At 57.0% G+C, this 8,423-nt stretch carries 10 protein-coding genes and 1 pseudogene; 6 read left to right on the top strand and 5 right to left on the bottom strand.

What is annotated here, in order from left to right:
• Window positions 1-112: 112 nt before the first annotated feature.
• A pseudogene (locus MHM37_RS17095) lies at window positions 113-343 on the bottom strand (porin); the annotation flags it as partial.
• Window positions 344-748: 405 nt separating this feature from the next.
• On the opposite strand from MHM37_RS17095, the gene MHM37_RS09110 reads away from it, so the two are divergent.
• Window positions 749-1,912 (top strand): glycosyltransferase family 1 protein, encoded by a 1,164-nt coding sequence (locus tag MHM37_RS09110; protein WP_219862419.1) that lies wholly within the window; start codon window positions 749-751, stop codon window positions 1,910-1,912.
• Window positions 1,875-2,414, top strand: coding sequence for a phosphatase PAP2 family protein (locus MHM37_RS09105; protein ID WP_239296355.1), 540 nt, complete (start codon window positions 1,875-1,877; stop codon window positions 2,412-2,414). Before MHM37_RS09110 ends, MHM37_RS09105 begins: the two co-directional genes overlap by 38 nt.
• Before the next feature lie 131 nt (window positions 2,415-2,545).
• Here the strand turns inward: MHM37_RS09105 and MHM37_RS17090 are convergent, their stop codons facing one another.
• A complete protein-coding gene (locus MHM37_RS17090; protein WP_255303963.1) occupies window positions 2,546-2,677 on the bottom strand; it encodes a hypothetical protein in 132 nt (43 codons plus the stop codon).
• 692 nt (window positions 2,678-3,369) lie between these two features.
• Here MHM37_RS17090 and MHM37_RS09100 point away from each other — a divergent pair.
• From MHM37_RS09100 to MHM37_RS09085, 4 genes are all read left to right on the top strand, one after another.
• Window positions 3,370-3,501, top strand: a complete 132-nt coding sequence (locus MHM37_RS09100) for an entericidin A/B family lipoprotein (protein WP_239296357.1) — start codon at window positions 3,370-3,372, stop codon at window positions 3,499-3,501.
• Between the two features lie 5 nt (window positions 3,502-3,506).
• On the top strand, window positions 3,507-4,037 hold the full coding sequence (locus MHM37_RS09095) for a YqiA/YcfP family alpha/beta fold hydrolase (protein WP_239296411.1): 531 nt from the start codon (window positions 3,507-3,509) through the stop codon (window positions 4,035-4,037).
• Window positions 4,038-4,111: 74 nt separating this feature from the next.
• A complete protein-coding gene (locus tag MHM37_RS09090; RefSeq protein WP_139527896.1) occupies window positions 4,112-4,288 on the top strand; it encodes a DUF6435 family protein in 177 nt (58 codons plus the stop codon).
• A gap of 4 nt (window positions 4,289-4,292) precedes the next feature.
• Window positions 4,293-5,162 (top strand): ChaN family lipoprotein, encoded by an 870-nt coding sequence (locus MHM37_RS09085; protein WP_239296359.1) that lies wholly within the window; start codon window positions 4,293-4,295, stop codon window positions 5,160-5,162.
• Here MHM37_RS09085 and ntrC read toward each other — a convergent pair.
• The 3 genes from ntrC to MHM37_RS09070 all read right to left on the bottom strand — a co-directional run bounded on the left by ntrC (window position 5,159) and on the right by MHM37_RS09070 (window position 8,393).
• Window positions 5,159-6,589, bottom strand: a complete 1,431-nt coding sequence (gene ntrC / locus MHM37_RS09080) for a nitrogen regulation protein NR(I) (RefSeq protein ID WP_139527895.1) — start codon at window positions 6,587-6,589, stop codon at window positions 5,159-5,161. The two genes, MHM37_RS09085 and ntrC, sit on opposite strands and share 4 nt — an antisense overlap.
• Window positions 6,586-7,644, bottom strand: a complete 1,059-nt coding sequence (gene glnL / locus MHM37_RS09075; protein WP_239296412.1) for a nitrogen regulation protein NR(II) — start codon at window positions 7,642-7,644, stop codon at window positions 6,586-6,588. The genes ntrC and glnL overlap by 4 nt, the downstream gene beginning before the upstream one ends.
• A gap of 206 nt (window positions 7,645-7,850) precedes the next feature.
• Window positions 7,851-8,393 (bottom strand): DUF4124 domain-containing protein, encoded by a 543-nt coding sequence (locus MHM37_RS09070; RefSeq protein WP_139527894.1) that lies wholly within the window; start codon window positions 8,391-8,393, stop codon window positions 7,851-7,853.
• Window positions 8,394-8,423: the final 30 nt, after the last annotated feature.

The raw sequence follows: 8,423 nt of genomic DNA, 5'->3' as shown, positions 1-8,423 counted from the left end.
CGGCGGGAGCAGCTTCTTGAGGATGGCTTCCCGGCGCTCGTCGGAGTACTTCATCGGAACCTCGTCACGCCCCACATCGTTCAGAGTCTAACAGCCGCTGACACTCCAACTAGCTTGACAGTGGGGGATGGCCAGCAGTAATACGTAAACGAGAGCCAAAGTTGCGAAACTCTTCACTATTATCAACGTTGTTTTCTTCTGCGCCGCCACCTTCGAACCCCATGGCAATACGGCCATAGATATCCAGCGTAGTGCCGTCTTGATCATACACCATCGCCGCTTGGGCAGCAGAGGCACCCAGTAAACCGCTAACGGCCAGAGCAAGTGTCGTTTTCTTAAACATGATGGATCCCTTTAGATTCGCCCGTGCTTGTTATCAGCACTTATTGAGCCAGAGTAAAGCGTTAATTCGCCATTCAAGTCATTAAGACTATACATTGTAAAGTCACGACCGAAGCATTGACTGCTTCGTCATCGGCTACCTTAGAGAAGGTATATGTCATTCTTCTTAAAGTTTTATTTTATTTATGTCTATTTCATCAATAAAAACTTAAATAAAAATGTCCTCAAAAATTAACATTTATCTGTTATCCAAAATAAACGTTTCAACTTATAGTGAGACCTATAATTAAAACGTCGAACACGCTGCGCCCAGCCGCGCTGTCATCGCTTGTTCACCTACCTGACTCGTCAATGTCATTGTGGCTGCGCACTATGTTCGCAAACGTGATAAAGGGATGAATCGCACATGCGGCTCTGTATCGTTAGCGAAACATGGTCACCAGAAATCAACGGCGTTGCCCACACGCTCAGCCGGTTGTGCCGTGAATTACAGCGCCTGGGGGTCACAGTGGATGTGATTCGACCGACGCCTAAAACCGCTGGCGCTGCCCAAGACGCCGGGCACGAGCTACAGGTGAATCGCTGTTCGATTCCCGGCTACCGTGACGTGCAGGTGGGCTTTGCTCGCCACGCCACGGTGCGTCGCTTTTGGCAACAGCATCGACCCGACGTGGTCTACCTGGCCACCCAAGGCCCGCTTGGCTGGGCAGCACGGCAGGCCGCCTTGCGGCTCCAGCTTCCGTTAGTCGCGGGATGGCACACCAATTTCGACCACTATTGCCACGATTACGGGGTTTCTTGGCTGTCGTCCGCCACACGCCGCTATTTGCGTTACTTTCATAACGGCTGCGCGCTGACGCTAGTCCCCACCCAGCAGCAGGCAACGTTACTGCGCCAGCAGGGCATCCGCGACGTGCAGGTGCTGTCTCGGGGTATCGATGGCGAACACTTCTCGCCCGCCTCTCGTGATGACGCACTCCGGCTGCAGTGGGGCGTTAGTGAACACCAGCCAGTGGCCCTCTACGTAGGGCGCATTGCACCAGAAAAAAATCTCACCTTACTTCAGGAAACACTGCAAGCCATGCGCGATGTGCGCCCCGACATGGCGCTTGTGGTGGTCGGCGATGGTCCAGGGAGATCACAGTTAGAAAAAGCACTACCTGACGCGTATTTCACAGGCTTCATCGATAAGCAGGCATTGGCTCGGCACTATGCCAGTGCGGATATGTTCGTGTTTCCATCACTGTCGGAAACCTGGGGAAATGTGGTCACCGAAGCCATGGCCAGCGGGTTAGCGGTGGTGGCATACCGTCATGCCGCCAGCGCCGAACTGATCCAGAGCGGGCACAACGGTATCACGGTCGAACCCAACGATGCCGTGGCGTTTCAACAGGCGGCCGTCGCGCTTTGCCAGCATCCCGCCGAATACGCACGACTAGGAAGGATTGCCCGTTTACGCGCCCTAGAACAGAGCTGGTCGGGCATCGCGGAGCAATTTCTGCGCTACCTCAACGAGGCCCAGGAGGCTAATCATGCGAGCTCGTCCGCTTGTCGTATTCGATCGTCTTGATCTATGGGAGTGGCGGTTTTGCCAACGAGTCACTCACCTCTCGATCTATCGCCCCTGGCGGCTGACCCTGCAAGCGGCCAGTAAACTGGGCGACTGGCCCGTTTGGGTGCTACTGATTACAGCGCAGCCCTGGCTACAACCCGATGGATGGGGGCGCATTTTGCAGTACACGCTGATCGCGCTCATAGCCATTACAGTCTACAAACTGGTCAAAACGAAACTGTGCCGCGAACGTCCTTTCATTACGTATTTGGGCGGCGTGCACTGCGGTGAGCCTGCCCGAGACCGCTACAGTTTTCCTAGCGGCCACACCATGCATGCCGTCATGTTTAGCGTCTTGGTGGCTGCCCATACGCCCTGGTTACTGCCCATCGTTTTACCACTCAGCCTGCTGATTGCCATTTCTCGCGTAGGACTTGGGCTGCACTACGTCAGTGACGTTCTGGTCGGCGGTGTCATGGGCTATGGCTTTGCACTGTTGAGCCTTTACTGGATGGGCTAGCCTCGGCCGGTACTACGACAAGACGCCATCACCGCTCTGGGGCTACGCACAAAAAAAGCCGCGCGCTCTATCGCTCATGAAATAGCGATGGAGCGCGCGGCTTTGTGATGCGAACGGTCAACGTGGCGGTACTACCTATCGGGCGGAATATCGTCACGTTCTTCGGTCGCCGCCATCAAGGATGTCTTGAACATCATGTATACGCCGACCCCGGAAAATCCCAGAAACAGGACGAACATGCCCAACATCAGTACCATCGCCATAGCGCTTGTCCCTGAAAGTACGCGGTTGCTACGTTGACGTCTTCTAACCGCTGAATTTTGGTTTAACCGAAAGGATAGACCAAAACCCCTTCTTCATCTGTACAAGTGCTGTTCAAATAACGCTGTAAATATTAAAAAATAGACAAATCAGAGAGTTACTCGTTAAAAATTGACGCAAAAAAACCATCCCGCCGAAGCGAGATGGCTGTTTTGCACCGCTGCCACTCCCTGGCGTCGATGACCAACACATCCTGTGTTGATAAGAGTGAGCAGGCTGAGTGTCCTTTCACTTCCCTGGTGCTGATTGGGCGTCCTGCCCTCCTTGATTGCTTGTCAGCCTGCTCACGCTGTTAAAGGGTGGTGCTGACGTCATACTCTTCATAACACTCAATGTATTGCAGACTCTAGGCCATCGTTCGAAAAAACAAAAATAAAAACAAATAAAACAATAATTTAGAAAAAATACTCACTACCAAGTCAAGCAGAGAAGCGCCCACTAGGGCGAATCTTTATGTATCGAACTGACACATGCGACAAATTCGCACGAGCCGCCCCCATCCTTTGGCACATCAGACGTTGGCTCATCGTGACAAAATCCCTCGTTTCACGGTAGCGGTCGATGACAACAACGCTTATGTTACTTATCACACTCTCACGCTCGCATGGGCATACTTAGGCACGAGGAAAGGCCGATGAAACGTACCGTCGCACTGGGCATTTTGCTGCTGGCAACGCTGTTGGTGCTGAGTGGCTGCAATACCGTTCGCGGAATGGGGCAAGATATCGAACAAGGCGGTGAAGCCATTCAGCGGTCGGCGGATTGACCATGATGATGACTGTCTACCTTTCACATGGCTTGGAAAGTGGCCCGGGCGCACTAAAGATGCAAGCGCTCAAGGGCATTGCCGAACAGCTAGATGACTGTGAGCCAGTCGTCATGGATTACCGGGGCATGGACGAGCCAGCCCAGCGGCTGGCTCATCTACAGCAGGCACTTCAGAAGCGCGGCGATGATCCCTCACGTTGCGTCATGGCAGGGTCTAGCCTTGGTGGCTGGTTAAGCGCCGCCGTCAGTGCTCGGACACCAGTCCTGGGCTGTTTTTTGCTTGCCCCTGCGCTTGGCTTACCCAAATACCCCCAAACATCCCCCACCATTCAAGCGCGGCACACGCATATCATTCACGGTTGGCAGGATGATGTGGTACCTCCTGGCCCCGTTATTGAACGCGCCCAGGCACAGCGATTGTCACTCAGGATGATCGACGACGATCATCGTCTGCATAACAGTTTGGAGACGATCTTGGTTGATTTTCGTCGTTTTTTAACGCTATGCGCGACGAGTGAGCGCGGCGCTACATAAAATAAGAACGATTAAGAGTCGACATTGTCACCTCATGGCTATACAAATAGTGTACACAAAAAAGGAGAGTGATCATGTTCGGTCTATTTAATCGCGACCCTCAAAAAAAGCTTCAGCAAGCCTATGAGCGTAAGCTTCAAGCGGCGATGGAGGCGTCCCGCAACGGTGATATGCGAGCCAACGCCACGCTGACCGAAGAAGCAGAAGCACTTTTGGCCGAGATCAACCGGCTCAAAGCTCAGAAGGGCTAACACAATGCGCCCCACGTGGCCATGGATTCTGCTGACGATGGCACTTGCCACGGGACACGCCTATGGCGATTGCCCGTCACCAGGGCAGTGGTGGCAAGCAGACGGTGCCGTGGGCGCACCAACGTTGCTTGCCCAGGCCGCTCGACAGCAGGTCGTACTACTGGGCGAACAGCACGACGTCGAGGATCATCACCGCTGGCAGCTGCACACGCTCGCAGGGCTACATGCTCTCCGCGAAGATATGGTGGTTGGCTTGGAGATGCTGCCAAGAAGCGCTCAGCCGGTGTTAGACCGCTGGGTAGCGGGCGAGCTGACCGAGACAGAGCTGCTGGCCGACAGCCGCTGGGATGACGCGTGGGGATTCGATGCCGAGCTCTACTTGCCCATTCTTCACTTCGCGCGACTGCAAGCGATTCCGCTGGTGGCTCTCAACATCACGCCAGAATTGCGCCAACGGCTCGTTCAAGAAGGCTTTGATCGTGTCCCCGCTGACCAGCGCTACGGGATTCCTACCCCACTACCCGCCAGTTCAGCCTATCAGCAGCGTTTGACCGAGGTATTCGAGCAGCATGGCATGGGGCAAGGGGACCCTGCCATGCTAGCCCGCTTCACCCAAGCGCAGCTCACCTGGGATACCGCCATGGCCCACGGGCTTGCAGGCGCCGTCAAAGAGGGTGCGTTAGCCGTTGGCTTAATGGGCCTTGGTCACGTCACCTATGGCCACGGCGTAGAGCACCAGCTCGAAGGGATGGGGATTCGACACACCCTCAGCCTACTGCCGTGGGATCAGGCAGAGTGCCGCCTCCCAGACCCCGCGCTTGCCGATGCCGTCTTTGTTCTACCTCCAGCCCTTACCCACGAGCCCACGAATTAGGCGTCATCCGCCAACGCAGGCAGCAGCGTTTTAAGCTTGCGTGTCAAGGTGTTGCGCCCCCAGCCCAGCAGCTCGGCGGCTTCGCCTTTACGCCCGCCGGTGTGCTTGAGCGCCGTCTCGATCAAAATGCGCTCGAAGTCAGGAACGGCCTCTTCTAGCAAATGGGTATGCCCTTCGGCCAGCGCATGATCGGCCCAATCACGGAACGCCGAGCGCCAGTCGCCATGGACGCTGCTCTCTGACGTGCCGACGGTGCGTAGCTCCGGAGGCAAATCTTCGACCAGAATCTCCCGACCGGAAGCCATCACCGTTAGCCATCGGCAAATGTTCTCGAGCTGACGGACGTTACCGGGCCACGGCAGGCGGGTCAGATGCGCTTCTGCTTCGGGGGTCAATACTTTAATGTCGGTGGACAACTCCTTGGCGGCTTCGGCCAAAAAGTGCCGGGTGAGGCGTGGGATATCCTCGCGCCGCTCGGCCAAACGCGGAAGATGGACACGAATCACGTTCAGGCGGTGAAACAAGTCTTCACGAAAGCGCCCATCGTCGACGAGTGATTCAAGGTTCTGGTGCGTTGCCGCGATGATCCGTACATCGACGTTCACCGGCGTATGCCCGCCCACCCGATAAAACTCGCCATCGGCCAGCACGCGCAGTAGGCGGGTTTGCGTTTCTGCGGGCATGTCGCCGATCTCATCGAGAAACAGCGTGCCGCCATTGGCCTGCTCGAAACGCCCCTGGCGCTGCTGCGCAGCACCAGTAAACGCGCCTTTCTCGTGGCCGAACAGTTCTGATTCGATCAAATCGCGCGGAATCGCCGCCATATTCAAGGCAATGAACGGCTTTCCCGAGCGCGGACTATGCTGATGCAGCGCCTGGGCCACGCGCTCCTTGCCCGTACCCGACTCACCGTTGATCAGTACCGTGATATGCGAATGGGAGAGCCGTCCAATCGCCCGGAAGACCTCTTGCATAGCCGGCGCTTCACCGATGATCTCGGCGCTAAGACCTTCCGGCACACTCACCGGCCGCTGCCGTTCACGCGCATGGGCCACGGCCCGGCGCACCAGCGCGAGCGCTTCATCCACATCGAACGGCTTGGGCAAGTACTCGAATGCCCCGCCTTGATAGGAGGCGACAGCGCTGTCGAGATCGGAGTGCGCGGTCATGACGATCACAGGCAAATCCGGATGGGCATCACGCACCCGTGCCATTAAATCCAACCCGTCGATGCCCGGCATACGGATATCGGTGACCAGCACATCCGGCGGGCTCTCCAGCAAGCGTGCGAGCGCCGTATCGGCACGCTCGATACACTCGACCTCCAGATCGGGTTGCGCCAGAGCGCGCTCCAATACCCAGCGGATAGCGCGGTCATCATCGACAATAACCACTCGTGCAACATCGGTACGTGTCGCCTCAGTCATGACGCTTCTCCGGTGCAATTAATGACCAATGGAATCAGTAAACGAAATTCGGTGTGTCCGGGACGAGAGTCGCATTCGATCAATCCTTGATGTTGGTGCAGTATTGACTGGGCAATCGATAGCCCCAGACCGCTCCCTTCTGCGCGGCCGGAGACCATCGGGTAAAAAAGGGTGTCGCGTAGCGACTCGGGGATGCCAGGACCGTTATCGATGATGCCGACTTCGCTCACCAGGCGGTGCCGCTCGGCTCCCAAAGTGAATTGGCGGCGCGCACGGGTACGCAGTGTCAGTTCGGGCGCGGGCGTACCTGCATCGCTCATGGCTTGCACCGCGTTGCGGGCCACGTTGAGCACTGCTTGGATCATCTGCGCCTCATCACCGGACAGGTCCGGTAGGCTCGGGTCATAGTCGCGGCTGACGACCACCTGAGGATGCTCGGCGATCAGCAGCGCCCTTACGCGCTCCAACACTTTATGAATGTTGACCGGCTCATGCTTGACGATACGGTTCGGCCCTAGCATGGAGTCGACCAAGTCACGCAAGCGGTCAACCTCTTCCACGATGATATGGGTAAACTCGCGCAGGGCCGGGTCATCCAAATCTCGCTCTAACAGCTGCGCGGCACCGCGAATGCCCCCTAGCGGATTTTTCACCTCGTGGGCCAACCCCCGCGCCAGCACTTTGATGGTTTCTTGGCGGGTGGTAAGGGCCTCCTCTCGGGAGATTTGCATCAACCGATCCCGCGGCTCGACTTCCAACAGCAGCTCGTCGGCCGACAGCGGTGTCACGGTATAATCGACGGTCAGCGGCTCGCTATTGAGCGACGTGATACGCGCTTCACGCTGTGTATAGGGATGAAACGCATCGCGTGCTTTGGCCAGTACGTCGTCGATGCTCTCGTCTCCGCCCAACAGCGTATCGAGGCTGATCCCCTGCACGCGGCTAAAGCTCACGGCCAGCAGCGCTTCCGCCGCCGGGTTCATCCAGCGAACGCGGAGTTCACCGTCGAGCAACAGGACTGCTGTGGTGAGGTGTTCGAGCAAGCGCTGATACATGGCGTGTCCTGAAACGTCGCTTCGATCAATACACATGGCACTGATCCATCAAAAGAGGTATGCGAGAGGATCTGCAAAAAGCGCGCCAATTCGGCGCAAGCGACGGCATGCACGGCTTGTGGGCAGATAGCGGGGAGATGACGAGCCTTAATAGCGCAATGAGCCGCCTAGCCCACCGCCTCATTGCACCATTATAGTGCACTCGATTAGTCAGTGATAAAAATAGTCACCGGATCGGTGCGGTGCTGCACACGGCCCTGGCTATCCAACAACTCCGCATGAATATGGTGCGCTCCCACAGGTAACCCCGCCAGCCAGAAGGCGTCGCTATGCAGGGCGGATTGGCTCAGTTCGCCATTCACCCTCAGTTGAATTTGGTGGTCGTCCCGCAGTGGCGGCACCACCTGCACTTCCACGGGCGTCATGCCGCCCCGAACGGCGCTGCTGTTTGCCGGGTTGACGATGGTAAAGCGGTCATAAGGCATAAACGGTTGCCCGGGATGGCTCTGAGTGCGGCCCGGGGTTCGGCTGTCAGGTGGGGCAGAGCGCACCGTCGTCACGCTGGGCAGCGGTGCCAACGTGACGGCTTCACCGCCACGTTCTGGGTTGTCGGTAAACGTCACCTTGCCCTGGGCGTCCACCACGCGATACACCGTTTGCCCCAGCGCCGCGCTTACCCACAGCCCCAATAGCAGCGCAGCACCTGTGGATAATCCTCTTGCATAGCGCACGTGCCAGCGACGGATCATGACGTCTTCCTCCCTTTTCTTTTCCTTTCC

Source organism: Halomonas sp. MMH1-48 (assembly GCF_022348105.1).
GTDB classification, from domain to species: Bacteria; Pseudomonadota; Gammaproteobacteria; order Pseudomonadales; family Halomonadaceae; genus Vreelandella; species Vreelandella piezotolerans.
Note: the sequence above shows the minus strand (reverse complement) of the source record. Positions and strands in the feature narration are given on the sequence as shown.

Bases quoted from the DNA above. Each gene is read 5' to 3' on its own strand.
- MHM37_RS09105 (WP_239296355.1), top strand. From the start codon at position 1,875: ATGCGAGCTCGTCCGCTTGTCGTATTCGATCGTCTTGATCTATGGGAG.
- MHM37_RS09100 (WP_239296357.1), top strand. From the start codon at position 3,370: ATGAAACGTACCGTCGCACTGGGCATTTTGCTGCTGGCAACGCTGTTG.
- MHM37_RS09110 (WP_219862419.1), top strand. From the start codon at position 749: ATGCGGCTCTGTATCGTTAGCGAAACATGGTCACCAGAAATCAACGGC.
- MHM37_RS09090 (WP_139527896.1), top strand. From the start codon at position 4,112: ATGTTCGGTCTATTTAATCGCGACCCTCAAAAAAAGCTTCAGCAAGCC.
- glnL (WP_239296412.1), bottom strand. From the start codon at position 7,644: ATGTATCAGCGCTTGCTCGAACACCTCACCACAGCAGTCCTGTTGCTC.
- MHM37_RS17090 (WP_255303963.1), bottom strand. From the start codon at position 2,677: ATGGCGATGGTACTGATGTTGGGCATGTTCGTCCTGTTTCTGGGATTT.
- MHM37_RS09095 (WP_239296411.1), top strand. From the start codon at position 3,507: ATGATGACTGTCTACCTTTCACATGGCTTGGAAAGTGGCCCGGGCGCA.
- MHM37_RS09085 (WP_239296359.1), top strand. From the start codon at position 4,293: ATGCGCCCCACGTGGCCATGGATTCTGCTGACGATGGCACTTGCCACG.
- MHM37_RS09070 (WP_139527894.1), bottom strand. From the start codon at position 8,393: ATGATCCGTCGCTGGCACGTGCGCTATGCAAGAGGATTATCCACAGGT.
- ntrC (WP_139527895.1), bottom strand. From the start codon at position 6,589: ATGACTGAGGCGACACGTACCGATGTTGCACGAGTGGTTATTGTCGAT.